23 protein-coding genes are annotated in these 25,675 nt (G+C 71.6%); 13 read left to right on the top strand and 10 right to left on the bottom strand.

Annotated features, from left to right (window positions below; all coding sequences use genetic code 11):
- The first annotated feature begins 86 nt into the window (after positions 1-86).
- From dacB to ACN28G_RS24030, 4 genes are all read left to right on the top strand, one after another.
- The gene (dacB, locus tag ACN28G_RS24045) at positions 87-1,910 is read left to right on the top strand and encodes a D-alanyl-D-alanine carboxypeptidase/D-alanyl-D-alanine endopeptidase (RefSeq protein WP_421480380.1); all 1,824 of its coding nucleotides are present in this window, start codon (positions 87-89) and stop codon (positions 1,908-1,910) included.
- A 133-nt stretch (positions 1,911-2,043) separates the two neighbouring features.
- Positions 2,044-3,111, top strand: coding sequence for a zinc-dependent metalloprotease (locus tag ACN28G_RS24040; protein WP_091445083.1), 1,068 nt, complete (start codon positions 2,044-2,046; stop codon positions 3,109-3,111).
- 10 nt (positions 3,112-3,121) lie between these two features.
- The gene (tilS, locus tag ACN28G_RS24035; RefSeq protein ID WP_091445081.1) at positions 3,122-4,108 is read left to right on the top strand and encodes a tRNA lysidine(34) synthetase TilS; all 987 of its coding nucleotides are present in this window, start codon (positions 3,122-3,124) and stop codon (positions 4,106-4,108) included.
- Between the two features lie 365 nt (positions 4,109-4,473).
- Complete coding sequence (locus ACN28G_RS24030; RefSeq protein WP_091439060.1) at positions 4,474-5,064, top strand: hypothetical protein; 591 nt, start codon at positions 4,474-4,476, stop codon at positions 5,062-5,064.
- A gap of 83 nt (positions 5,065-5,147) precedes the next feature.
- On the opposite strand, the gene ACN28G_RS24025 is transcribed toward ACN28G_RS24030, so the two are convergent.
- Entirely contained in the window at positions 5,148-6,149 is a 1,002-nt protein-coding gene (locus ACN28G_RS24025; RefSeq protein WP_421480379.1) for a GlxA family transcriptional regulator, read from the bottom strand.
- Positions 6,150-6,300: 151 nt separating this feature from the next.
- On the opposite strand from ACN28G_RS24025, the gene ACN28G_RS24020 reads away from it, so the two are divergent.
- The 4 genes from ACN28G_RS24020 (at position 6,301) to folE (ending at position 10,233) form a co-directional block, all read left to right on the top strand.
- The gene (locus tag ACN28G_RS24020; protein WP_421480378.1) at positions 6,301-6,438 is read left to right on the top strand and encodes a hypothetical protein; all 138 of its coding nucleotides are present in this window, start codon (positions 6,301-6,303) and stop codon (positions 6,436-6,438) included.
- 97 nt (positions 6,439-6,535) lie between these two features.
- Complete coding sequence (hpt, locus tag ACN28G_RS24015) at positions 6,536-7,111, top strand: hypoxanthine phosphoribosyltransferase (RefSeq protein WP_091445077.1); 576 nt, start codon at positions 6,536-6,538, stop codon at positions 7,109-7,111.
- Positions 7,112-7,435: 324 nt separating this feature from the next.
- Positions 7,436-9,454, top strand: coding sequence for an ATP-dependent zinc metalloprotease FtsH (gene ftsH / locus ACN28G_RS24010; protein ID WP_091445075.1), 2,019 nt, complete (start codon positions 7,436-7,438; stop codon positions 9,452-9,454).
- Positions 9,455-9,615: 161 nt separating this feature from the next.
- The gene (gene folE, locus ACN28G_RS24005; RefSeq protein WP_091447608.1) at positions 9,616-10,233 is read left to right on the top strand and encodes a GTP cyclohydrolase I FolE; all 618 of its coding nucleotides are present in this window, start codon (positions 9,616-9,618) and stop codon (positions 10,231-10,233) included.
- A gap of 41 nt (positions 10,234-10,274) precedes the next feature.
- Here folE and ACN28G_RS24000 read toward each other — a convergent pair whose 3' ends face one another.
- Positions 10,275-11,117 (bottom strand): hypothetical protein, encoded by an 843-nt coding sequence (locus ACN28G_RS24000; RefSeq protein WP_229688654.1) that lies wholly within the window; start codon positions 11,115-11,117, stop codon positions 10,275-10,277.
- Positions 11,118-11,121: 4 nt separating this feature from the next.
- Positions 11,122-13,701, bottom strand: a complete 2,580-nt coding sequence (locus ACN28G_RS23995; protein ID WP_421480377.1) for an FtsK/SpoIIIE domain-containing protein — start codon at positions 13,699-13,701, stop codon at positions 11,122-11,124.
- Between the two features lie 206 nt (positions 13,702-13,907).
- Here ACN28G_RS23995 and ACN28G_RS23990 point away from each other — a divergent pair, with 206 nt between their 5' ends.
- Positions 13,908-14,468, top strand: a complete 561-nt coding sequence (locus tag ACN28G_RS23990) for a hypothetical protein (protein ID WP_421480964.1) — start codon at positions 13,908-13,910, stop codon at positions 14,466-14,468.
- A 5-nt stretch (positions 14,469-14,473) separates the two neighbouring features.
- On the opposite strand, the gene ACN28G_RS23985 is transcribed toward ACN28G_RS23990, so the two are convergent.
- Genes ACN28G_RS23985 through ACN28G_RS23955 form a run of 7 tightly spaced genes read right to left on the bottom strand, consistent with a single transcriptional unit; the run spans position 14,474 to position 22,931 of the window.
- Complete coding sequence (locus ACN28G_RS23985; RefSeq protein WP_421480376.1) at positions 14,474-15,076, bottom strand: hypothetical protein; 603 nt, start codon at positions 15,074-15,076, stop codon at positions 14,474-14,476.
- Between the two features lie 13 nt (positions 15,077-15,089).
- Positions 15,090-16,274 (bottom strand): M23 family metallopeptidase, encoded by a 1,185-nt coding sequence (locus ACN28G_RS23980; RefSeq protein ID WP_091445067.1) that lies wholly within the window; start codon positions 16,272-16,274, stop codon positions 15,090-15,092.
- Positions 16,271-16,828 carry a hypothetical protein gene (locus ACN28G_RS23975; RefSeq protein ID WP_091445065.1) on the bottom strand — a complete coding sequence of 186 codons (558 nt, stop codon included), beginning with the start codon at positions 16,826-16,828 and terminating at the stop codon, positions 16,271-16,273. The genes ACN28G_RS23980 and ACN28G_RS23975 overlap by 4 nt, the downstream gene beginning before the upstream one ends.
- Positions 16,825-18,777, bottom strand: a complete 1,953-nt coding sequence (locus tag ACN28G_RS23970) for an MFS transporter (protein ID WP_421480375.1) — start codon at positions 18,775-18,777, stop codon at positions 16,825-16,827. Before ACN28G_RS23970 ends, ACN28G_RS23975 begins: the two co-directional genes overlap by 4 nt.
- A 1-nt stretch (position 18,778) precedes the next feature.
- Positions 18,779-22,192 carry an ATP-binding protein gene (locus ACN28G_RS23965; RefSeq protein WP_421480374.1) on the bottom strand — a complete coding sequence of 1,138 codons (3,414 nt, stop codon included), beginning with the start codon at positions 22,190-22,192 and terminating at the stop codon, positions 18,779-18,781.
- A 49-nt stretch (positions 22,193-22,241) separates the two neighbouring features.
- Positions 22,242-22,604 (bottom strand): hypothetical protein, encoded by a 363-nt coding sequence (locus ACN28G_RS23960; RefSeq protein ID WP_091445058.1) that lies wholly within the window; start codon positions 22,602-22,604, stop codon positions 22,242-22,244.
- A gap of 12 nt (positions 22,605-22,616) precedes the next feature.
- Entirely contained in the window at positions 22,617-22,931 is a 315-nt protein-coding gene (locus tag ACN28G_RS23955; RefSeq protein ID WP_091445056.1) for a hypothetical protein, read from the bottom strand.
- Positions 22,932-23,292: 361 nt separating this feature from the next.
- Here ACN28G_RS23955 and folP point away from each other — a divergent pair, with 361 nt between their 5' ends.
- The 4 genes from folP to ACN28G_RS23935 all read left to right on the top strand — a co-directional run bounded on the left by folP (position 23,293) and on the right by ACN28G_RS23935 (position 25,604).
- Positions 23,293-24,162, top strand: a complete 870-nt coding sequence (folP, locus tag ACN28G_RS23950) for a dihydropteroate synthase (protein WP_421480373.1) — start codon at positions 23,293-23,295, stop codon at positions 24,160-24,162.
- Complete coding sequence (gene folB / locus ACN28G_RS23945; RefSeq protein ID WP_421480372.1) at positions 24,159-24,524, top strand: dihydroneopterin aldolase; 366 nt, start codon at positions 24,159-24,161, stop codon at positions 24,522-24,524. The genes folP and folB overlap by 4 nt, the downstream gene beginning before the upstream one ends.
- Positions 24,521-25,048, top strand: coding sequence for a 2-amino-4-hydroxy-6-hydroxymethyldihydropteridine diphosphokinase (gene folK / locus ACN28G_RS23940; protein WP_091445049.1), 528 nt, complete (start codon positions 24,521-24,523; stop codon positions 25,046-25,048). The genes folB and folK overlap by 4 nt, the downstream gene beginning before the upstream one ends.
- 70 nt (positions 25,049-25,118) lie before the next feature.
- Positions 25,119-25,604, top strand: coding sequence for a DUF3180 domain-containing protein (locus ACN28G_RS23935; protein WP_373868442.1), 486 nt, complete (start codon positions 25,119-25,121; stop codon positions 25,602-25,604).
- Positions 25,605-25,675 lie beyond the last annotated feature (71 nt).

Genomic DNA, 25,675 nt, shown 5'->3' with positions numbered 1-25,675 from the left:
GCCCACCCGCCGGCTCCGGACGCCACATAGTGTTCGGACCGAAGTAGTGTCACCCAAGCCGATTTTGCACCGGGGAGGAGGGGGCCGTGGGGAGGGAAGATTCACACTACCGCCCGGAGGGGCCGGATGGGCGGCGGACCGGTCGGCCAGGGGCCGGCGGGGTGACCGGCCGGGTCCCGGTCCCGGAGGCGAACGTTCCCCGGGTGGCCCAACCGATGCCCGGACCGGCAGTCGGGGCCTCGACCGGCCCCGCCCCGACCGGGCCGAACGGCGGCACCTCCACCGGTACGGGCCCGACCGGTGGCGCCGGTCGCGACCTTCCCCCGCCGCCGATCTACCGGCCGCCGGGAGCACCCCCCGCAGGGTCGGCGGGCAGCGCCGACCGACCGCCCGGCACCGGCTCCGGGTACGCCGACGCACCCGGGGTGACCGCCGCGCCGCCCGATGCCGGCCCGCCGGGTCCGGCGCCCCGCCGGCGGGGCCGTCGGTTGCTCGTCCTGGCGGGGGTGCTGCTGCTCGTGCTGGCCGGTGCCGGAGTGGTGGTGACCCGCCCCGGCCCGGTCGCCGGCTGGCTGGGCGACGAGGTCGCCGCCCCCACGCCGGGTGCCACCACCGAGCCGCCACCGGCCGCGGTGCTCACCGGCCTCGACCCGAACGCCGCCGAACCCACCCCGGACGGGGTACGCGCCGCGTTGGCCCCGCTGGTCGGCGCGCCCGCCCTGGGTAGCCGGGTCAACGTGTCGGTGACCGACGTACGGACCGGGCAGACGCTGTACGGCCAGGGCGCCGACGACGGCACCGTGCCGGCCTCGGTGGCCAAGCTGGTGACCGCGGTGACCGTGCTCGCCGCCCGTGGCCCGGCGTACCGGATCCCCACCCGGGCCGTGGCCGGGCCGAACGAGGGTGAGGTGGTGATCGTCGGTGGCGGCGACCCGACCCTGGCCGTCGACGACGACGGCTTCTACCCCGGTGCCGCCCGGCTGGACGAGCTGGCCGAGCAGGTCAGGCAGGCGTTGGGCGGGGTCGCCGCGACGAAGGTGATCGTCGACTCCAGCCTCTACTCGGGCCCCAAGTACGAGCCGGGCTGGGACGACGACATTCCCACCGGCGGCTACGGCGGCGCGGTCACCGCCCTGATGACCGACGGCGCCCGCAAGGACCCGGTACGCGCCCGCAAGGACCTGGCCGCCGGCAACGGTGGTGCCGAACGGGTACCCGAACCCGACCTGGCCGCCGGCCGCGCCTTCGCCCGGTTGCTCGGGGTACCGGGCGACGCGGTGCAGCGGGGTAGCTCCCCTGCTCCGGGCGGGACCGACGCCGGCACCCCCGGACCCGGTGCCGAGCTGGGCACGGTCGAGTCACCGCCGGTGATCCGGCTGGTGGATTTCATGATCAGCGACAGTGACAACCTGGTCGCCGAGGCGCTGGCCCGTCAGGTCGCGCTGGCCCGCAGTCAGCCCGCCTCGTTCGTCGGCGCGGGGGCCGCGATGGACGAGGTGGTGGGCGAGTTGGGGCTGCCCGCCGACGAGCTCGCCCTGGCCGACGCCAGCGGGCTGTCCCGGAGCAACCGGATCAGCCCGTCGCTGCTCACCGATCTGATCGCGCTGGCCGGTAACGGCAGCCGCCCGGAGTTGGCCGCCATCTTTGCCGGCCTGCCGGTCGGCGGCTGGTCCGGCACCCTGCTCAGCCGGTACGACTCGGCGGTGACGAACACCGGCGCCGGGGTGGTCCGGGCCAAGACCGGCACGCTGACCGGGGTGCACGCGATCGCCGGGCTGGTGACCACCGCCGACGGCCGGCTGCTCAGCTTCGCGGTCCTCACCGACCGGGCGCCGGCGGACACGATCGAACAGACCCGGCTGGCGCTGGACCGGATAGCGGCGGCCCTGGCCGGCTGCGGCTGCCGCTGACGGTCGCGGTGGAGTCGGCTGCGGCTGCCGCTGATCCGATGGCGGTGGAGCCGGCTGCGGCTGCCGCTGAGCCGGTCGTCGTCGCTTCGGCAGCTCCGGGTCGGTGGTGTGCGGCCCGGGTACGGTGGGGTGCATGGCGCAGTTCGTGGACTGGGATCTGGCCGCTGCGACGGCGGGGGCGTTGAGCAAGTCCGGCCCCCGGGTGTCGTACGCCGAGGCCACCGACGTGGTCGCGGACCTGCGGCGGCTGACCGACGAGGCGGCGGAGCACGTCGCCGACTACACCGGGTTGCGTTCGCAGGTGACGCACCCACCGGTACGGGTGGTGGACCGCCGGGACTGGGCGGCGACGAACATCGCCGGGCTGCGTGAGGTGATCACCCCGCTGGTGAGCCGCCTCTCCGGGGACAAGGCACCCGGGGCGCTGACCGAGGCGATCGGTTCCCGGCTGACCGGGGTGCAGGCCGGCACGGTGCTGGCCTATCTCTCCGGCCGGGTGCTCGGGCAGTACGAGGTCTTCTCCGCCGACCCGGGCCAGCTCCTGCTGGTGGCGCCGAACATCGTCGAGGTGGAGCGCAAACTCCAGGCCGACCCGCGTGACTTCCGGCTCTGGGTCTGCCTGCACGAGGTGACCCACCGCACCCAGTTCACCGCCGTGCCGTGGATGCGGGCGTACTTCCTCGGCGAGGTGCAGGCCTTCGTCGACGCGTCCCAGGACAGCGAGCACCTGATGGAGCGGCTGCGCCGGGGGGTCTCCACCCTCGCCGACGCGATCCGCGACCCGGAGAGCCGCACCAGCGTGCTGGACATCGTGCAGACCCCGGCCCAGCGGGCCGTACTCGACCGGCTGACCGCCCTGATGACCCTGCTGGAGGGGCACGCCGAGTTCGTGATGGACGGGGTCGGTCCGGCGGTCATCCCGAGCGTCGAGCAGATCCGGTCGTCGTTCAACCGGCGCCGTGAGGCGGGCAACCCGCTGGAGAAGGCCCTCCGCCGGTTGCTCGGCGTGGAGGTCAAGATGCGTCAGTACGCCGAGGGGCGCAAGTTCGTGCACGGCGTCGTCGAGCGGGTCGGGATGGCCGGTTTCAACAAGATCTTCAGCTCGCCGCTCACCCTGCCCCGGCTGGAGGAGCTGGGCGATCCGGACGCCTGGGTCAACCGGGTGTACGGGCCGGCCGGCCCGCTTCCCGCGGCCGGCTGACCAGACCGTCGTGGCCACGCTCGCCCCGCCGGTGGCCGCGATCCGGGTGGCGGTCCGGCAGGCCCTGTCCGGGTTGCCCGGCGACGGCCCGGTGCTGGTCGCCTGCTCCGGGGGCGCGGACTCACTCGCCCTGGCCGCGGCCACCGCCTTCGTGGCACCTCGACTGGGCCGTACCGCCGGGTTGGTGACGGTCGACCACGGCCTGCAGGCGGGCTCCGCCGAGCGGGCCGACGCGGTCGCCGACTGGGCCGGCCGGTACGGCTTCACCCCGGTCGAGGCGGTACGGGTCGAGGTGACCGGCCCCGGTGGCCCCGAGGCGGCCGCCCGGCAGGCCCGCTACCGGGCGCTGGTCGAGGTGGCCCGGCGACACACGGCGGCCGCGCTGCTCACCGGACACACCCGGGACGACCAAGCCGAGACGGTACTACTGGCGCTGGCCCGCGGGGCCGGCCCGCGCGGGCTCGCCGCGATGCCGGTCCGCCGGGACCTCGACGGGGTGCCGCTGCTACGACCCTTGCTCGACGTGAGCCGCGAGCAGACCCAGGCCGCCTGCGCGGTCCTCGGGCTGCGTCCCTGGGCGGACCCGCACAACACCGACCCGTCGTACGCAAGGGCCCGGGTACGCGCCGACGTGCTGCCGGCGCTGGTCCGGGCGCTCGGCCCGGCGGTGGTGGACAGCCTGGCCCGGACGGCCCGGCAGCTCGCCGCCGACACCCTCGTGCTCGACGAACTGGCCGCCACGGCACTTGCGGACATCCGGGACGCCGGGGACGGACTGTCGGTTACCGCCCTGACGGCTCTCGCCCCGGCGGTGCGCAGCCGGGTCCTGCACGCCTGGGCCCGGGAACTCGGAGCCCCCGCCGCCGCTCTGTCGCACCGGCATGTCGCCGCGCTCGACGCGTTGGTGACCGCCTGGCGGGGCCAGGGGGCGGTCCATCTGCCGGGTGGTCTGCGGGTGGTCCGACGTGACGGGCGGCTCGTCGTCGAAGACCGGTGATTCCGGGTCGTCGGTCGGCGACCTCGACGTCCGGTTTTCCGGGGAGTCTTAGGGTGATTCAGGGCCGAATGTCGGGCTCGTGGGGCCGGAATGGGTGCGGGCCGGGGGTCGTTACACCCTGCGTACGACCGAGTAGCTCGGCGGTTCGGCCTGCGGGCCGGGCCGGGTGGGCCCGCCGGGGAATGACGGTGGGTGGTCGGTCGTTACATCTGGACCCGGCGCGGTGAGCGGGGTTCTTCTCTGCTCCCGGTCGGCGGGATCTTTCCCCCTTGTCTTGTTGGTGGGCGCCTCGTGGTGCTCGCATCCGCACCGGTGTTTTTTCCCCCTTGTGGTGTGGGTGTCGACCCCCAGGTTGGAGCTTTCTCATGACCACGATCATTCGTAGGAGTGTGTTGGGTATCGCGGGTCTGGCGGTTGCCGGTGGTCTGGCGGCGGGTCCGCTGAACCATCAGGACGCCACCCCGGTGACCTCGGGTCTGGCTCCGGTGGCTGCGGTGCAGGAGTCGAAGCCGGACACGGCGGCTCTGTTGCCGCATGGTGAGCCGTCGGGTCAGTCGCGTATCGAGTTGAACGACGAGCAGGTGACCAACACGAAGGAGATCATCGCGGCGACGAAGAAGGCCGGGATGGACGAGCGGGCCGCGGTGGTGGCGATCGCCACCAGTTTGCAGGAGTCGAAGTTGGAGAACCTGGGTCATCTGGGTGACCGTAACGATCATGACTCGCAGGGCTTGTTCCAGCAGCGTCCGTCCAGTGGTTGGGGGACGGTGGAGCAGATCACCGATCCGCAGTATGCGACCACGGCGTTCCTGAAGGGCCTGAAGCAGGTCGACGGCTGGGAGGACATGTCGCTGACCAGGGCCGCGCAGACGGTGCAGGTGTCGGCGTTCCCGGACCACTACGCGCAGTGGGAGAAGCAGGCCGCTGACCTGGTCGCCGAGCACTGGAACAGCTGACCCCCGCGATACAGGCTCAAGGCCGACTGGCCGGTACCCCCCATCCGGGGGTACCGGCCAGCGGCGTCTCCACGGTCGGCTGTTCAGCTCGCCGACAGGGCGTCGAGACCGGGCGGTGCGGCGAGCGGTGGCTGGCCACGGTCGCGGAAGGTGCTGCGGTAACTGTGCGGGGTGGCACCCACCCGCCGGACGAAGTGGTGACGCAGCGCCGCCGCGTCGCCGAAACCCGCCCGGCCGGCCACCTGCTCCACGCTCAGCCGGGTCTCCTCCAGCAGTCGGCGGGCCAACAGCACCCGCTGGTTGGTCAGCCAGTCGTGCGCGGTGGTGCCGGTCTCGGCCCGGAACCGACGGGCGAAGGTACGCGGGGACATGCCGGCGCGCTCGGCCATCGCGTCGACCGTGATCGGCCGGTCCAGGTGGCCCATCAGCCATTCCAGTACCGGCTCCAGGGTCGGCGCGTCGGGCGTGGCGGGGATCGGCGCCTCGACGTACTGTGCCTGCCCGCCGTCGCGGTGCGGTGGCACGACCATCCGACGGGCCAGTCGGGTGGCCGTCGCGGAGCCGTACTCCTGGCGTACCAGGTGCAGGCAGGCGTCGATGCCGGCGGCGGTGCCGGCGCTGGTGAGCACCGGGCCGTCGGCGACGTACAGGGAGTTGCACTGGACCTTGGCCCGGGGGTGCAGCCGCTGCAACTCGTCGACGTGCCGCCAGTGGGTGGTGCACACCCGGTCGTCGAGCAGGCCGGCCTGGCCGAGGATGAAGGCGCCGGAGCAGACGCTCAGCACGTACGCGCCCCGGTCGACGGCCCGGCGCAGGGCGTCGAGCACGGCGGTCGGAACGTGAGTGTCGACGAGGTGGGCCGGGACGGCCACCAGGTCGGCGTGCGCCACCGGGCCGAGGTCGGCGTGCGGTGACAGCCCGAAGCCGGACCTGGTCCGCACCGGCCCGCCGTCGACGGTGCAGACGGTGAAGTCGTGGGCGGGAAGACCGTCCTCCGTTCGGTCGGTGCCGAAGACCTCGGCGAGCACGCCGAGTTCGAAGGCGGCGACGTCCTCCAGGGCGATGACCGCTACCGAGTTGAGCATGTGACGAGGGTAACCGCTCGGCTGGCAGAAAATCGAGGATCAGTGGCATCGCTGCCACTTTCGGTGGCACCGGGACCGGCGCAGACTGTCGTCAGACCGGTGCGCACCGGCGGCGAATCCAGGAACCAGTCACGCGAAAGTGAGCGCCGCCATGGAGATCCTCTTCGTTCTGTTCCTCTTCCTCACGCTCGCCGGCGCCTCCGCCCTGGGGTGGACCGTGGACAGCCGCGACTCGGCGGACTGGCACCCGTCTGACGACGGCCGCCGATGGCATCCGGATGCTTGCTGAGTGAAATGTCCGTCATGCTCTTTGTGTTCCGGCGGGGTCGCGCCGAAAGGAGTGGCCCCGCCGACGAGGGGCCGCCGGCATACGGCAGGCTAGGAGCATGGCTGACGGCTCCTGGTACGACGCCGACATCGACCACGTGATCATTTCCGAGGCGCAGATCCGCGAGAAGACCGCCGAGCTGGCCAAGCAGGTCTCGGCGGACTACGCCGGGGTCACCGACGGGCTGCTGCTCGTCTGCGTGCTCAAGGGCGCGGTGATGTTCATGGCCGACTTCGCCCGGGCACTGGGCCGGCAGGGTCCCCCGGCGGAGCTGGACTTCATGGCCATCTCCTCGTACGGCCAGGGCACCACCTCCTCCGGGGTGGTACGCATCCTCAAGGACCTGGACCGGGACATCGCCGGCCGGCACGTGGTGGTCGTCGAGGACATCGTCGACTCCGGGCTGACCCTGAACTGGCTGCTGCGCTACCTGGAGTCCCGCTCGGCGGCGAGCGTCGAGGTGGTGGCCCTGTTCCGCAAGCCGGACGCGGTCAAGGTGCCGGTCCCGGTGAAGTACGTCGGCTTCGACATCCCCACCGAGTTCGTCGTCGGTTACGGGCTCGACTTCGGTGAGCGCTACCGCGAGCTGCCCTACGTCGGGGTGCTGAAGCCCGAGGTCTACGCCCGTAGCTGAACCGCCGGCGCGGTCGACGGCCGTCTCGGAGACGTACAGCGCGCTCTCAGCAGGGCCGGCTAGCGTGGTCACCGGTGGCGGGAAACGGTGATCGTGAGGCTCGACTCGCGTTCGGCCGCGCTCGCCCACCGGTGCGAGCAGCCCCGAAACGCTCGCATCTCGTGCACACGGTGTACCGTCGAATGACCGCGGCACGGCGGTTTCGTGCCCCGGGAGTCGAGGTCGGCCCATAAGGCGGCCCCGGCTGCCGCCCACGCGGCGACACCATCAGACGGTCAGGACGTCGATCAGGAGGATGCGGGCGCCTCGGCGCTCGACGACAGCATGGAACGTACGCGTTTCTTCCGCCGACCGGTGGTCTGGATCATCCTGGTCATCCTCGGCGCCGTTGTGCTCAGTCAGCTGTTCACCGCTGGTCCCAGCTACCACCGGGTGGACACCACCGTTGCGCTGGATCAGCTCAACACGTCCAAGATCAACAAGGTCGTCTTCCAGGACAAGGAACAGACGATCCGGCTCGACCTGGCCGAAGAGGCCGAGTTCGGCGACACCACCACCGACCTGATCGAGGCCCAGTTCCCGTACGAGGCCGGCGAGCAGGTCTGGAACCAGGTCCTCGACGCCAAGGCCAACAACCGGGTGACCGGTCCGGCCGACGTCGAGGTGTCGTCCGACAGCATCTGGGTCAGCCTGCTGGTAAACCTGCTGCCGATCGCACTGCTCGTGCTGCTGCTGCTGTTCTTCATGTCGCAGATGCAGGGCGGCGGCTCCCGGGTGCTCAACTTCGGCAAGTCCAAGGCCAAGATGATCACCAAGGACACGCCGAAGACGACCTTCGCGGACGTCGCGGGTGCCGAGGAGGCCGTCGAGGAGCTGCACGAGATCAAGGACTTCCTGCAGAACCCGGCCAAGTACCAGGCGCTCGGCGCGAAGATCCCGAAGGGTGTGCTGCTCTTCGGCCCGCCCGGTACCGGCAAGACGCTGCTCGCCCGGGCGGTCGCCGGTGAGGCCGGGGTGCCGTTCTACTCGATCTCCGGCTCCGACTTCGTGGAGATGTTCGTCGGTGTCGGCGCCTCCCGGGTCCGTGACCTGTTCGAGCAGGCCAAGACGAACGCCCCGGCGATCGTCTTCGTCGACGAGATCGACGCCGTCGGACGGCACCGTGGCGCCGGCATGGGTGGCGGCCACGACGAACGGGAGCAGACCCTCAACCAGCTGCTCGTCGAGATGGACGGCTTCGACGTCAAGGGCGGGGTCATCCTGATCGCCGCCACCAACCGGCCGGACATCCTCGACCCCGCGTTGCTGCGCCCGGGGCGCTTCGACCGGCAGATCCCGGTCGACGCCCCCGACATGGAGGGCCGCAAGGCCATCCTGCGGGTGCACGCCAAGGGCAAGCCGTTCACCCCCGACGTCGACCTCGACGCGGTGGCCCGCCGGACGCCCGGCTTCAGCGGCGCCGACCTGGCCAACGTGATCAACGAGGCGGCGCTGCTCACCGCCCGTAAGGACGAGCGCGCGGTCACCAACGAGTCCCTCGAGGAGTCGATCGACCGGGTGATCGCCGGGCCGCAGCGCCGGACCCGGGTGATGGGCGACCAGGAGAAGAAGATCACCGCGTACCACGAGGGTGGGCACGCGCTGGTCGCCTGGGCGCTGCCACACGCCGCGCCGGTGCACAAGGTGACGATCCTGTCCCGTGGTCGTTCGCTGGGCCACACCCTGGTGCTGCCCACCGAGGACAAGTACACCCAGACCCGGGCCGAGATGATCGACACCCTGGCGTACGCGCTGGGTGGCCGGGCCGCCGAGGAGTTGGTCTTCCACGAGCCGACCACCGGTGCGGGCAACGACATCGAGAAGGCCACCCAGCTGGCCCGCGCGATGATCACGCAGTACGGCATGAGCTCGAAGCTCGGCGCGATCAAGTACGGCACCAGCGGAGACGAGCCGTTCCTGGGCCGCAACATGGGCCACGAGCGGGACTACTCCGACGTGGTGGCCGCCGAGATCGACGGCGAGATGCGGGCGCTGATCGAGCTGGCCCACGACGAGGCCTGGGAGATCCTGGTCGAGTACCGGGACGTGCTGGACAACATGGTCCTGGAGCTGATGGAGAAGGAGACCCTCTCCACCGCCGACATGGCCCGGATCTGCGAACGGGTGGTGAAGCGCCCGCCGATGGCCCCGTACAACGGCTTCGGCAAGCGCCAGCCCTCCACCGAGCCGCCCGTGCTCACCCCGGCCGAGAAGGACAAGCTGAAGGCCCAGGCACACGCCGACGGCGTACAGGCCACGGTCGGTGGCACCAACTCCCAGAGCAACTCGGACGGCCCGCACTGAGCACCGACGACACGGCGGCCAGCCCCGACACCCCGGGGCTGGCCGCCTCCGCCGTACCCCCGTCGGTCACCGGCCCCACCACCGCGCCGACGGCTGGTCCCGGAAGCTCGTGGGCCGGTGGCTCCGCCACCGAGCCCGACGGCGACGACGCGTTGGACTACATCGCCGCCCGTCTGGTCAACGGCAGGCTGACCGGCCGTCCGGTCGAGGAGGCCATCGACCTCGCCCGCATCGAGAAGGCGGTACGCGAGATCCTCGTCGCGGTCGGCGAGGACCCGGACCGCGACGGCCTCGTGCAGACCCCGGCCCGGGTTGCCCGCGCGTACGCCGAACTCTTCGCCGGCCTGCGGGTCGACCCGGCCCAGGTGCTCACCACCACCTTCGAGGCCAACCACGAGGAGTTGGTGCTCGTCCGGGACATCGACGTGATGAGCCTCTGTGAACACCACCTGCTCCCGTTCCGGGGCAGCGCGCACATCGGCTACATCCCGGGCCCGGACGGCCGGATCACCGGCCTGTCCAAGCTGGCCCGGCTGGTGGAGGTCTACGCCCGCCGTCCCCAGGTGCAGGAACGCCTCACCTCCCAGATCGCCGACCTGCTGATGGAACGACTCGCACCGCGCGGGGTGGTCGTCGTCCTGCAGTGCGAGCACATGTGCATGGCGATGCGCGGCATCCAGAAGAGCGGGGCGCAGACCATCACCTCGGCCGTCCGGGGAGTGCTGCAGCGCGACGCCAAGTCCCGCGCCGAGGCGATGGCCCTGATCATCCCCCGCTGAACCGGGGCTGATCACCGATCGCCGCTCCCCACCGGCGTGGGTCAGCCGGCCAACGTCGCCAGGACCAGCCCGGCCGTGGTCACCACGGCCGGGACCAGGCAGACCAGGGCACCGAAGCGGGGCGTACGGTCCAGTCGCCCCTCCGGCCCGGGGACCACCAGCCGGCGGAGAGCGAACCAGCCGGCGACGAAGGCCACCGCCGGCATGGGCAGCCCGACGACCAACGCCACCACGGTCACCACGCCCGGACCCGCGACCAGGTACAGCAGCACCTGGAGCAGCGGTACGACCAGCGACAGCGGCCCGTACACCAGGACGTTGCGCCACCGGGTCGACCAGAATGCGCCCCGGGCGGCCAACACGCCGTCGGCATCGGCGAGCCAACCCCCGGCGGTACGCAACGCCGCCAGGACGGCCGAGGGGCCCTCCGCCATCGACCGGGTCGACGCCGCCAGCTCCGGCGGTGACGGCGACAGCGACATCGCCGGTACCCCTCGTTCCCGCAGGGTGCGGTGCTGCGCCGTCAACCGGGCGCTGACCCCGGTCAGCTCCTCCCGGGCGGCCTGCACCGACCGGGCCTGCTCCCCGGCGGCGGTCGCCGCGGTCCGGCGTACCCCGTCCAACTGCCGGGCGGCGGCGAGATAGGCGGTCCAGGCGGCGGCCACCGGATCGCCACCGCCGGGCCGCCCGTCGGTGTGCCGGTCCTCACCGGGTCGTTCCTCTTCGGGCCGCTCCGGACGGGCCCGTTCCTCGCCGGCGGGCGAGTGGCTGGCGGGCTGCTCTGCGTCGGGCTGCTCTGCCCCGGTAGCTCGCTCGTCATCGGGGTACCGCCCGTGGCCGGGATGCTCACGCCCCGCCACCGGCACCATCCGGAGACCACTCATCGGCTCACGCCACCTTCTCCTCGTCCTCGGCGGCGAACGGCACCAGCAGGGTGCCCTGCCGGTCCGGGCCGTCCCACAGCATCGCCCGACCCGGGCGGGGCCGCCACTGGACCGGCCGGCCCAACACCCCTGTCAACTGCGCACCCGGCATGTCCACCGCCACCACGGCGGCGAGCTCGCCCAGCTCCGCTTCCGGCCCGAGCAGCGCGGCGAACGACGGCACCGAACGCCACCAACCGAGCAGATGCGTACCGGCCGGTGGCCCCTCCCGCAACAGCGATCGCAGCCACTGCCCGGGCAGCTCGGTCGCCGACGGCACGTCCAACCCGAAGGCCACCAGGACCGTCGGCCCCCCGCCCGGCCACGCCGACACCAGACCGGCCAGGTCGACGATCTCGACGGTGTGCTGCCCGGTCAGGCCACCCGCGAGACCGGCGGCGGCGGCCCTGGCCTCCTCCGTCAGGGCCGCGATGACGAACCGGGCGGTGCCCGGCGGATGATGTGCGGCGGTGGCACGCGCCGCCGTGACCAGGAGCTGCGCCGCCGCCAGGCCGGGGCCCAGGACGGCGAGATTGCGCCCGGCGGCCGGACCCAGCGGCACCGCCACCGTCGAACGGGCGACGTCCACCGCCCGACCCAGCAGTGCTGCCGGTTCGGCGGCCCGACCCAGCAGGGCAGCCCGGTACCGCGGATCGTTACGCAACGAGGGACGCGCGTCACCGGCGAAGACCACCGGGGGAGCCGAACCCTCCGGCCGAGCCGCCCACAGTCGACGACGCAACTCCGTCACCGTCTCCACCGCGTCGAACGGGTCCGGGAAGCGGACCATCCGTTCGTGACCCCGGGTAGCACCCCGTGGGCCACCCAACCCGCCGGCGGTGTTGACCACCGCACTGCCCACCGGCAAGCCCGCCGCGGCGTCGTTGCTCGGCTCCAGGACCGCACCCCCGCCCGGCAACGCCACCCGTACCGGAAACTGCCCCAGCATCGAGTCACGCGATCCGGAGCCGGTGCCCAGCCCCAGATCCCCCTCGCCGGCCAGCAGCAGATGGACCCCGTACGCCCGGCCGGTCCGGGCCAACGTGTCCAGCCGGGCCAGGACGGTGGTGCCGAGGCGGTCCGGTGCCGGCCCGGCACCCGGCTCACCGAAGAGCAGCGGCAGGTTGTCGAGCACGCAGACGATCCGGGGTAGCGCGGTGTGCTCGCGTAGCTCGGCGAACCGTTGCCCACCCGCCCGCTGACCGGCCTCCTCCCGGCGACGTACCTCGGCTTCGAGCTGGTCGAAAAGCTCCAGCACGTACTCCCGGTCGGCCGCGAGCGCGGCAGATCGGACCTGGGGTATCCAGGAACGGTCGCGTTCGGTCTGCAGGAACTCCACGAACGACTCGCCGGGCCCGAGATCGACCAGGTGACAGGCCAACTCCTCGGGGCCGTACCGGGCCGTCAGGCCGAGCAGCACGTTGGTGACGAAGGCCGACCGGCCAGCCTTCGAACGGCCGCTGACCAGCCAGTGCGGGGTCAGCTCGGTGAAGCCCACCGGTACCGGTCGACCACCGGCGTCACCCACCGTGGTGCTGAGCCCCGCCGCCGAGGACACCGACCACAGTGGCGTCTCAGGCTTCGGCAGCAGGCCGGCCAGCGCCAGTCGAGTGCCCGCCTCGACCTGCTCGGCGAGTCGCCGGCAGACCGTCGTCACCAGCTCCACCGGCGGATCCTCGGCCACGAAGACCGGGGTGTTCAGGCCGCCGGACGAACCACCGCCCAGCCCGCCGAAGGAGGTACCCGGCGGGTCACCGATCAACGCGTACCCGTTGCGCAGCGTCACGGTCGTTGCCTGCGGCAACGACGACCTCGCCGTGCTCGGCCAACCGGCCACCACCAGATGCAGTCCGGACGTCCGGCCGGACTCGGCCAACGCCACCAACCGGGCCAGGTCGTCCGGCCCGGTCAGCTCCGGCAGCTTCGCCACCATCACCAGCAGCGTACGGTCGCGACGGCGGTGTCGACCGGCGTCCGGAGCCACCCACTGCTCCGCCTCGGTGAGCACCGCACGCAGGCCGGCCAGGTCCCGCGCGGCCGGCGGCAACAGTCCGGCGTCGGCCAACGCACCGAACGGGGCGAAGACCTCACCCGGCCCGGTCCCGTCCACCGCCCGTACCAGCAGACAACCGGCCGGTGTCGCGGCCAGCAACCGCAGCAGTACGGACCGGAGCAGCCCGGCGACCCGGGGCTCCCGTGCGTCGGTGTCCACGACCAGGTGAGCGGTGCCGAGCAGCGGCACCACAGCGGGAAACCGTGCATCGTCCAGCGGCGCCCCGGTGCCGATCCGTACGAAGGCCGGCGGTCCCTCCCCCGGCGGGGTCTCGGCGGCCAGCGACTCCAGCGACGATCCCGCCCAGCCGGGGGCGAGGACCTCCGCCGCCGAACGGAGCTGGTCCGCAAGTTCGTACTGGCGACGTTGGTCGGCCGGCGCCGGCCGGATCTCGTCCAGCACCTCGGCCGCGGCTGTCACGACGGCAGCCGCTCGCCGGTGCAGGGCGGCGGCGCGACCGGTACGTGCCTTCGGAACGGCCACCGCGTCCACCCCTCTTCCCGAGGCTGGCAAACTCCCTCCCCGAGCAGAGACGGTATCCCAGGCCGAGCCGCTGCTCCGGGACGTGCCACGGCGATGCGCCGGTCTTGTCGCGGATCGGGCCGATCCTCACCGAGCCGATCCGGTCCCTCACGATCCGCTGCATCTGGGGCATTGGGTACGGCGCGTCCAACCGATAGCCTCAGGGGGTGGAATCAGTGCAGCCCCCCGCCGGTTCCCAGGTGTCTCGCGTACCGGCGCAGCGGACCCCGCCCGACGACTTCACGCCGCCACTGGCGACGCCCGCTCCGCAGCGTCCACAGCGGGGCCGCGCCCTGCTCGCGTTGCTGATCGGAGTACTGGCCCTGCTGGCTTCCGGTGGCGCGGCCGCCGGCTATCTCCTGTACGACCGGGCCACCGCCCCGGACCGCAGTGCTCCAGACGTCGTCGTGGACAACTACCTGCGAGCATTCCTCGTAGACCGAGATGACACTAAAGCCAGTGTGTTCATGTGTGAGCAAAAACCAGACCTCACTGCTGTCAGTGTACTACGTCAAGAAATCCTAGACCGTGAGGTCAGATTCGATGTGACGGTAAGGGTGAGTTGGGGACCCTTGTCTCTTGCCGATAACGGTCAAGGGCAGAGTGTCGCTACGACGTTGACCGTCTCTAGCTCGGCGAATGGCGAGCCACGTAGCAGTCGAAGAGAAAACTGGCAGTTTGATGTGACCGACGATCCGGATGGCTGGCGTGTTTGTGGCGGTAGAAAGTTGAGCTGAGTCCTTTATTCGATCCAAAGTAGATGTACGGGTACTTCGAGAGTGGTGGGCGGCTGGCCACGCCAAGCCCAGCGGTACCACTCCATCTCCGGCGTAACCCGCACGCAGATGTCACCGTCGGTGCCTGAATAACTCTCGGTCACCGCACGCAGATCACGATGTTCGGTGGCCCCTTCGACGTGGACGACCCGGCGTCCGGTCACCGAATCCGCTTCGAAGACCGGGACCGGTGCGCGGTGAGCAGGCGAATCAAGAGAGACGAGACGCACGGAGGACTCGCTCTGGTGGGTGCTTGCCGAGGGACGACTGTCGAGCGTCTCGACCCAGACCCGCTCGACCGGCACCAGTGGAGCGAACACCTCGATCTGCTCGTCCTCGGCCCGATACCATTCGTGCTCCGGGATCACCGGCACGTAGGTGCGACTGGACTGCACGACCTGCTCGTCGGCGCGTAGGTCATTCCGCCAGCCCAATCCGGGTAGGCCTATCGAGACCCGTTTGCCACGAAGGTCACGCCGACCGGTGGCCGGCACGATCTGGATCGGCCTCGGCGGGTGTGGTGCCCAGTCCGGGTGGTCGGCGAACGGGTCCGGCAAAGGCCCGGTCATCGTTGTCGCTGCCTCACGCCGCCCCCTTCAGCGGAGCACCCCGTTCCCGCATGAAGGGCACCGGGTCGACGGCTCCGGCACTGGACCGGTCGGAGCGGACGTGCACCTCGAAGTGGAGGTGCGGCCCGGAGGAGTTTCCGCTGCTGCCGACCTTACCGATCACCTGACCAGCCTTGACCCGCTGGTCGACCCGGACCTCCGGCCGCTCCACCAGGTGACAGTAGCGGGTGATGTTTCCGTTGGCGTGCAGGATGTCGACGAACCAGCCGCAGCCGCCCTTGTTGGGCCAGCCGTCGACGTCACAACTGAGACGACCGGCCCGATCCGGATCGCAGCGGGAGACGAGAACCCGGCCGCCGGAAGCGGCACGGATCAGCGTCCCCTTGGGCGCGGCGATGTCCACCCCGTTGTGGCTGGGTCGTTGGCTGGTCCGGAAGCCGGAGCCGACGCCGCCCGGGATCGGGGCGGTCCAGCCCGAGGCGGCGATCTGTCCCCGGGCGGCGGAGTTGCAGACGGCCTGGTCCGCGACCCGGACGGTGCGGGCCGCCCCACCGGCAAGAGCATCGACGATGCGGCTCGCCGTCTCCTCGTGTTTCGCGTACGCGTCGGGAAAGGCGCTGATCTGTACCCGTTGCGCGGCATCGGTAAGTGACCGCTTCTCCCAGTTCGGCACCTGGATCAGCTTCTCGTAGAACTTACGGGCCGAGTAGGAGGGGGTCATCCGCTGCTTGACCGATCCCCAACCGGGGCGCTGCTGGAACAACCCCACCGAGTCGTGGTCCCGGCCGACCGCCTCGTGCGGCAGGGCCAGGGACTCCGGCACGGTGGAGTTCGCGTAGTTCTTCAACCCGGACTCCTGGATGGCGGTGGCGATGGCGATCACCCAGCCACGGGCCGGCACCTTCATGTCCTGACCGACCTTGATGATGATGGCGGCGTTGCGCAGCTGCCGCTCTCCGTAGCCGGCGGACCTCGGCATCCGGCCGGTCGCATCGACCTTGTGGTCCGGCCCGCACGCCGACTGACTCTCCACCCGCTCCTCCGCCGCGTCACCGCTGAGCTCGGTGAGGAAGAAGGCTCCGGCACCACCTGTGCAGCAGAGCAGGGCCAGGGTCGCCGTCAGGGCGGCACTCAGGGCACCGAGCCGAATAGGCCGGTTCCGGCTCGGCTGCCCCGAACCCCAGTTCGCATCGCTCATGCCCGCTCCCAGTCCACGGCATCCACCAGCCACCGTCCGTCCGGTGCCACCAGTTCAAGCCGGAGTTGTCCCGAGTCGAGGGGAATCAGCAGCTCGACGAAGGACTCGTGTCGGGGTCGCATGGTGGGTCGACCGACTACCCGCTCTGCTGGCACCGCGGCCGGGTCGGCTCCGGCCAGCTTCTCGGTCAGCTCCGGAGTCGACAACGGCCGCAGGTCCGCCTGCCACTGGTCCGCGGTGACGTCAGGCCCCCCGAGCCAGATGGCGGTGAACCGGTCCGCGGTCTGTTCCGGGGTCAGCTCGCCAGGGCTGGTGACCGGCGCGGGCGGATCCGGGACATCGATGACACCGTCGTCACCGACCGAGGGATCCACGGTGGTGATCGGCCGGGCGGGACCGCCGCTGAGTCCCGAGGTGGCATCCGTGCTCCCGGCCACCAGCCGGGCGGTGGCGATCACACCGAGCACGAGGACGGCGATGACCAGTGCGGCTCCCGCCCGGGACCGCAACACCCGGGTGAACATGAACTCCACCGCCCGGCGCATCGCCCTCACCGAGCCTCGGAGCGCACCCGCGGAGCGGGTGTGGCCGCTTGGGTGCGGTCGGTCGACCCGGGCCGGTAGATCGCGAACGACGGGGTCTCCTCGGGCACGTCCGGCTCCTGCCAACTGGCGGGCTGGCGTCGACGGGGACGTGGGGCGACCCTGGAAGGCCGATCCGGCTGCTTCGCAGGCTCGGTCGCTTCGTCGGGACGCTCCCGTCCGTCCGGCCGTTGCCGCTCGGTGGCGGGCTTGCCGGTGTGGGCGGGGTCTTCCCGGCGGGCTTCCGGTCGGACGTTGGACGGCGCGACGACCACCGTCCGTTGGCGACCGGCGGTCGGCTCGGCGGTGCCACCGGGCTCCGCCACGTCCAACCGGGCCGCGGTCCGCATGTCGCGGAAGAACCGCCGATGCCAGGACCCGGCCGAACTGACCGCCTCGCTGCTGTCCTTGCCCCCCAACTGGGTGATCCGCCGGTACGGCCGCAGCAGGAGCCAACCGACCACCCCGCTCAGCCAGACCAGCACCACCTGGAGCCAACCCGGCAGGGTGGGGGTGCTCATGATGAGATCCACCGCGAAGAGGTAGATGGCGGCACCGGTACCGAAGATGGCGATGTTGAAGACGGCGGCCACGACGGCGTTGCCCAGCCGCCGGAGTCCGGCACTCGCCGGACGCAGCAGGCCGAGCGTGCCGAGGATCGGCGCGGCGATGACCGCCCAGCGGAAGATCAGGAAACCGAGCAGCACCAGCACCGAGGCGGTGAGGTCGAACATCGCAAAGAGCAGGGCCGCGAGGACCGCGATGAAGCCGGCACCGACCCGGTCCATGTCCCGTACCCCTTGCAGGTACTCGTACGCCTCCGGGTCCTCGGTCTTGATCTGCGCGGCCACGGTCATCCACTGCCGCTGCTTGGCCTTGACGGTCGCCTCACGTGTCCGCGGGTTGGCCCGCAGCCTCTCGGCTTCTTCCCAGGACAGCGACTTCGCGTCATACAGAGCTCGTCCGTACCTCTTCGCGGTCTCACTGTCCGCTGAACCGAGCACGCCCCGCAGCCAGTTGCGATAGAGCATGGACTCGGCCGATGTGTCACTGGCCCGGACGGCCGGTGGCCTGTGGTCTTTGCAAGCTTGGGGGTCTGGATCATCGCACTGCTCGGGTGGGGTGTCCCGCGCCGCCGGGCCGACCGCGTTGTGGACCACGCCGAGCGTCGTCACCAGGGTGCCGTCGGCGATGTTCGCGGACTTGACCGGCCAGGCGGCCAGGGCGGTCACGGCCACCATGACCAGCAAAGCCCAACCGGCGGTGGTCATCGCGCTGCTCATGTCCGACTGTCGGGACCGCCACAGCAGATACAACCCGACGACGCAGAGCGTGACGATGCCGAAGACGCTGAACACCTTCTGGTAGACGGCCTTGGTCGCCTGATCCACCAGTGGATCGGCCCAGCCCCACATCGAGCCGGGGTCCCAGGCGCGTTCCCGTAGCGCGTTGGACGCGCCGACGATCGCGGTGGCGACCATGAACTCGCCGTTGGCCACCGTGTTGGTGAACTTGTAGTCCGGATGCAGGACCGCGGTGGCGCAACCGGCGTCGATGTCGTACGTCGTGTAGCTGTAACCGGCGTAGCCGTAGTCACTGTAGATACCCTTCGGGCCCGGCTCCTTGGCCGAGTCCGGGCGGGCGGCGAACCAGCCGGCGAGGCCGGAGTCGGGCGCCGTGGGGGTCGGTGGTTTGCGGCACGTCACCTCGGTCTCGGCGACCTGCTGGAGTCGACCGACGCAGGCGCGGAAGTCGGCCTGCCACTCCTGGGTGGAACAGAGGTCGGCGGCGGCCCGCTGGGCACCGACGACCGGTGCCGCCGACGCTGGCGTGGCGTTTACCAACGGCCAGGAGATCGTGGCGCCCGCGAGTACGCCGAGCGTGAGCAGGAGCGCCGCGATCCGTGCTCGGGCCCGCACCATGTCACGCCTCCAGGTCCGACAGGGTGGTCGGCAGGTTTCCGGTGGCCGAGGCGATCGCCGTGGGCGTGGTGTCGAGGTGCTGCAACAGCCCGTCGACGTAGGAGACGTCCACCCGAACCTTCTGCACCCGACCGTCGACGTCGCGCATGACGAACTCCCGGAACCCGAGCCGGGCGGCCGAGGTGGCGTCGGCCGTCGACAACGAGGCGAGGGTGGCCTCGTAGCCGTCGTTGACCGGTACCCGCAGCAGGCGTAACGCTTCGGTGGCGATCTCGGCGTCCTCGGCGATCCGCCCGACGAAGACCGTGGAGACCAGGTTCTGGACATCGAGGCCGAGAATGTCGCGGGGGTTCTGCGACGCCACCAGCGCGGCGAGGTTCCACTTGCGGGAGTCCCGGGCCAGCCGGACCAGGAACGAACGCCCGGATCGCCAACCCTCCATGAAGTGGGCCTCGTCCAGACCGACCAGCTTGCGGGACGACATGGAGCCGCCGTAACAGCGCCGTACGGCCAGTCGGTGCGCGGTGTGCAGCATCGGCAGGGCCAACGCCTCCTCGGCCGACCAGTACTCCCGTTCGATCTTGAGGTCCGGCAGCCGTAGCCCGGCCATGGTGATGACGGTAAGTGCCGCGTCGGCGCCGAGCAGGCCTTCGGGCGGTCGACCGAAGAAGAGCATCGCCAGCGGCATCTCGGCGGTGTCCAGCAGCAGGTTGGCCAGTTCCCGGCCGGCGTCGTCGTCGAGTTGACCGAGGCAGGCCACCACGTCGTCCAGGGTGGAGGTCTCCTCGGCGGGGACCTGTCGTACGGCGTGCCGGAACAGGGTCGCGGTGGAGGCCTCCCGGGCGACCTGCGGTGGTACCAGCATCATGCAGATGTCCTGGACGAGCATCCGGCGTTCGGCCCGGGCGTTGGAGACGGCGATCTCGAACTCCCGGTCACCCGCGGGGCCGGCGCTGAACTCACTGCGAAGCGGGGTCGGGATGAGCGAGTACGGTGCCAGCGTGCCGTGCTCGGAGCCGGTCAGGTTCAGCACCCGGGCGTACGGCCGCAGTTCGGGCATCGCACAGAGCCGGGCCAGCGGGCCGGACGGGTCGAGGAGGGTCACCTGCACCCCACGTCGGGCGGCCAGGTAGCCGAGCGCACCGAGCAGGGTGGACTTACCGCCGCCTGGTTCGGCGACGAAGACGGCGAGCCCGGAGCGTTCCCGGACCTCCATCGGGAAGTGGAGATCGAGGAAGACCGGACGGCGGCAGGTACCGGCGGTCCGGCCGATCAGGTCGCCGCGTCGGTCGCCGACGGTGGACGCGGCCTGGGGCAGCGCGGCGGCCAGCAACGGGACCGGCATCCGCCGGACGTACCCGGTGTTGGCGATGGGCTCGCCGGGGATGAACTCGCGGGCCAGCCAGTCCTGGTTCTTCGGGTGCTGCAGGGAGACCCGGAGCTCCCGGGCGTAGAGCTGGATCAACCGGCGGGCCCGTTCCAGGCATTCCTCCCGGTTGCGGCCCCCGACGGCGATCCGGTGCCAACCGTGCGCGCGCGCGGAGTCGACCGGTAGGCCGGTGGTCATCTCGTCGCCGATGACCAGGGCCCGCTTGGCCAGCCGTTCCAGCTCCGGCGGCGCGTCGATGCCGTGCTCGGCGTAGTCGAGCTGCTGGGACCGGATCATGCGCAGCCGGTGCTCCAGGTTACGGAACGAGTCGGTGGAGCCGAGGATGTCGACCCGGGTGGAGATCTCCATCGGCCAGGGCAGCCGCTCGTGGAAGTGCAGCCATGGCTCGTGCCGTTCGGGGATCTCCAGCGGTTCCATCCGGCCCACGGCGAGCACGGCCACGTGCCGTTCCTCGCCGGTCATCCGGTTGACCAGCTTGACTGTCGAGCCGTACGGGGTGCGGTAGCGCTCGACCTGTTCGGTGAGGGCGAGCAGGTCGCCCCGCTCCCACCGGCCGTCGGCGACGGGGGAGAGGACGCCGGGCGGCGCCATGCAGAGCGCCACCGAGCGGTAGAGCAGCCACTCCAACTCCTGGGAGGTGACCCGCCGGCCGCGCATGCCGAACGCACCCAGCACCTCGTCGAACTGCTCGACGGTACGGCCAAGTCGACGTCGTTCACCTTCGGCGACGCCCCGGCCGAAGGTGCGCAGCACCCGTTCGGAGAGAGAGTCGCCGAGTGACCGGCGGGCGAAGGTGACCCCGAGGTAGGTCTGGCCCTCGGCGTGGTTGACCGAGAGCAGGTGCCGCTGGGCGGCCACCAGGTGGTCGGCCCAACCGGCGGTGCCCGGCACGTCGGGCAGTGGCGCCGCCGTGTGGGTGTCGATGGTGCGGGCCCACTCGTCGGCGGGGAACGGCCGGGTGGTGCGGCGTAGGTGCAGCCGGAAGCCGGCGAGTCCGGCGTACTGCTCGGAGATCGCGGAGAGCAGCGCCTCGCGCTCGGCGTCGGGCCGGAATGCCCACCGGACCTCGGGCAGCCAGTACCAGGCGGTGACGGTGTTCGGGGTGAAGGTGAGGTGACCGGCGATCTCGGTGATCGCCAGCTCGACCGACGGGTCCCGGTCCCCGAACTTGATCTTTGGTGGTTTGAGTCGGCGGGGCTTGACCGGCCGATCCGTCCGCCGCTGGGCGGGCGTATCGCGAGTGGCCGGCGACGCTGCCTCGATCGGCGCCACCCGCTCCGGCCGGGCCTGGACCGGCGGTTCGGGCTCGGGCGGGCGAGGCAGGTCGCGAATCGCGGTGAGCGGGTGCGGGTCGGGCTGGCCACCGGCCCGGTCCCCGGCCGGGGCGGGCCGGGCACCGGTGGACTGCCGGGTCGACTCGGGTGGGAAGACGGCCCGGCTGACGTCGGTCTCGGTCTCGGTCCGGTCCAGTTCGGCGCCGGTGGTCTGGCGGAGGGTGGGCAGGCGGTCTCCGACCTGGTGTGGCACCCGGGGGCCGGGGCTGGGGCTGGGCGGCGGCCCGGCAGGGCTCGGCGACGGCGGGACGGGTGCCGCAACGTCCGGTGGTGGAGCCTGGTCGGTCAGCGGCGGGCGGGAGGCGGGCCGGGTCGGAACCGGCGCGGTCACCTGATGCGGAATGGTCCGGGGGTGCTCGCGGTCGACGACCCGTCCCGGGCCGGCGGCGATGGCGGGCCGGTTGCCCCGGGGACGGGTGGCACCGAAGAGGTCGAGGAAGGGGGAGTCGATGTCCGCGTCGCCGACCGTCGAGGCCGCCTCGACCGGGGTGCGGGGCGGACGGTGCGGGGTCGGTCGGGGAGCCTGGAAGACGCCGACCCCACCCTGCCCGGGACCGGTCGTCAGCGCCGGATCTCCGGCGGGGTCGTCGCCGACCGACTCGTCCTGGGGGTAGTCGAAAGAACGCGCTCGGTTACCGCTCGGTGCGGCGCGGTGGCCGGCCGGGTATCCCGGCGTGGAGGGGCGATTCATGCGACTGTCCCACCCGCTTCGTTCGACCACCCGAACGGTGTACGCCCGGTCATGCCAGCTCCTCCCGGATCCTGATCCGGCTCCCGACCAGGCGCGGATCGCGCTGCTCGGCGGCCGGCTCCCGGGTCCGTCGCCAGTCGGTCAGCGCGGTACGGATCACCATTCGCGCCGGCCGGTCCGGATCGACGTACCGGAAGATGAACGAGGTGGTCACGATCGCGAGCGCGATCTCCCAGGCCGGGAAGATCTCGACGGTGAAGGTGAACAACCAGTGGATGAACATGTAGAGGGGTACGAGCAGCATGAAGACGCCGTACTGGGCGTATGGCAGGTGGACGGGAAGGGTGTAGCCGGGCGGGCCGAGGTAGACCAGGCGAGCCCGGTAGATGTCGTCGTCGGTGCGCAGCCGCATCTGTGACCGCGCCTACTCGAAGATCAGATCGATCAGGTAGTCACCGACGAAGAAGAGCGTGGCGGCTCCGGCGATGAAGGCGAGCCCGACGATCGCGATCGCCGAACTGGTGAGCACCTTGGAGATCTCACCCCGGCTGGCTCGCCCGATGAAGATGACACCGAGCACGGCGAGCAGAATGGGTGCGATCTTGCTGGCGAAGAAGGTGACGACACCCTCGGTGTCGATGCCCTTGGGCGCCGGCTCGGCGAGTGGAGTCGACGCCAGGGCGTGGAGCGTCTGGGCGACGCCGGAAGACGTCGTCTCCAGGAGCTCGATGGCGATCATTGGAACCTCCCCAAATCGCGGCCGGCGTGCCGCGGCGGTGCGGTAGGTGTGCCGGGCGGGAACATTGCTCACTGGGCACAGGGGACGGTGCTCGGACCCTGTGTTGGTGGCTCACCACGGAGAGTGGTGAAGTTTGGGCGGTTTGCTCCCGCTTCAGCCCTCCCTCCGGGCTTCGCCGTCTCGATGCTGGGCAATTCCAAAGCGTACGGCCCGCCCTGCTTTGCGACAAGCCGCGAAGAGGCGACCCGATCGGGCGCGGACGACCGATAGTACACCTGTGCTAAACGGCACGTCAGACGCGTTCCTGTCGGTTACCACCCGGGCCGTCGGAGTCGGTCGGCGCGACCGGTACCGTCAAGTCGTGACCGATCTGGTACGGGCGCGGACCCCGGTGGTGATGGGCGTCCTCAACGTCACCCCCGACTCCTTCTCCGACGGCGGTCGATACGCGGACCTGGCCGCCGCCGTCGCACACGGTGTGCGGCTCCGGGACGACGGGGCGCACCTGGTGGACGTCGGTGGGGAGTCGACCCGTCCGGGGGCCGACCGGGTGGATGCCGACACCGAGGCGGCCCGGGTGCTGCCGGTGATCCGGGAGCTCGCCGCCGCAGGCGTGCCGACCAGCATCGACACCACCCGCGCCCGGGTGGCCGAGGCGGCACTCGCCGCCGGCGCGGACCTGGTCAACGACGTCTCGGGCGGGTTGGCCGACCCGGCGATGGCCCGGGTGGTCGCCGCCGCCGGCTGCCCCTGGGTGTTGATGCACTGGCGGGGGCACGCGCAGCGGATGGCCGAGCTGGCCAGCTACGTCGACGTGGTCGGCGACGTCCGCGCCGAGCTGGGCCAGCGGATCGACGAGGCACTGCGGGCCGGGGTGGCCGCCGACCGGATCGTGGTCGATCCGGGGCTCGGCTTCGCCAAGACCGCCGCACACAACTGGGCGCTCACCGCCCGCCTGCCGGAACTGCTCGACCTCGGGTTCCCGCTGTTGTTCGGGGCGAGCCGCAAGTCGTACCTCGGGCGGTTGCTCGCCGGTCCGGACGGCCGGGACCGGCCCACTGCCGGCCGGGCCGCGGCGACGGTGGCCACCAGCGTGCTCGCCGTGGCCGCCGGCGCGTGGGGGGTACGGGTGCACGACGTGCGCGACACCGTGGACGCCCTGGCGGTCTGGCAGGCCAGCGGCCGTCCCCGACTGGCACCGAGCACCACCGAGCAGCGAGGAGCGCCGTGACCGGCACCATCACCCTCTCCGGGCTGCGGGCGCGCGGCCGGCACGGGGTGTACGACTTCGAACGCGCCCAGGGGCAGGACTTCGTGGTCGACGCGGAGCTGCGCCTGGACCTCCGCCCGGCCGCCGCCAGCGACGACGTGACCGACACCGTTCACTACGGCGAGCTGGCGCAGCGGCTGGTCGAGGTGATCACCGGTGAACCGGTCAACCTGATCGAGACCCTCGCCGACCGGCTGCTCGACGTCTGCCTGACCGACCCCCGGGTGACCACCGCCACGGTCACCGTGCACAAGCCGGAGGCGCCGGTGCCGCACACCTTCACCGACGTGGCCGTGACGATGTCCCGCGGGCGTACCCGGTGACCCGGGCGGTGCTGTCGCTGGGCAGCAACCTCGGTGACCGCCTCGGGCACCTGCGCACCGCGGTGGAGACCTTCGCCGACCGCGTGCTGCTTACCTCCGGGGTGTACGAGACTCCACCGTGGGGGGATGTCGACCAGCCGGCGTACCTCAACGCGGTGCTGCTCGCCGTCGATCCCGCCGCCGGCCCACGCGACTGGCTGGAGCTGGCCCGGGCGGCCGAGAACGCCGCCGGGCGGACCCGCGATCCGGCCCGCCGGTTCGGCCCCCGCACCCTCGACGTCGACGTCGTGACCGTCTGGGGGCCCGACGACGAGCCGGTGGTCAGCGACGACCCCGAGCTGACCCTGCCGCACCCCCGGGCGCACCTGCGGGCCTTCGTGCTGCGACCGTGGATCGACATCCAGCCGTACGGACGGCTGGTTGGGCACGGCTGGCTGACCGACCTGTTGAACACCGGCCCGGCCGCCGAGGACGCGCTCGCGCTGCGTCCCCGCCCCGATCTGGCGATAGAGTCGACGGCATGACCCAGTGGAGCCGGTCGGCATGACAGCACAGCCCCCACCGCCGGGCAGGAACGACCCGGACCGGTCGAGGATGGGACCCACCAGGATCTCCACCCTGGTGGTGGCCGGGCTCGCCGCCGCGGCGGTCGCCTGGTTGCTGATCAGTGGCCTCTACTACCGGGCGCTGCCGGAGTTGCCCTGGTTGCCGGTGCTCACCCTGGCCGCCCTGGCCGTGATCGAGGGGTACGCCGGGTTGAACACCCGGGCGCGCATCGAGCGCAAGCCCGGCCGGGAGCCGGTCGATCCACTGCTGGTGGCCCGGTTCGTGGTGCTCGCCAAGGCCTCCGCCCTGGCCGGCGCGATCTTCGCCGGTGGCTACGCGGGGGTGACCGGCTGGTTGTTCGTCGAGCGCACCAACGCCGCCATCGCCGACCGGCCCGCCGCAGGTGCGGGCCTGCTCGCCTCGCTCGCGTTGGTCGGGGCGGCCCTCTGGCTGGAACGCTCCTGCCGGGTGCCCGAGCGGCCCGACGACGACCGCACCGACGGCGAACGGGAGGGGCGACCGGGGGCCCGTTGATCGACAGGGGTTACACCCGGCCCGGCGCCCGGGTACCGTCGCCTGGCGAGCGCAGAAGCACCGGCCGCCGA

Origin of the sequence: Micromonospora sp. WMMA1923, assembly GCF_049179195.1 — a bacterium.
In the GTDB taxonomy this organism is placed as follows: Bacteria; Actinomycetota; Actinomycetes; order Mycobacteriales; family Micromonosporaceae; genus Micromonospora; species Micromonospora yangpuensis.
The sequence above is the reverse complement of the archived record's forward strand: the minus strand, read 5'-3'. Positions and strand labels throughout refer to the sequence as shown.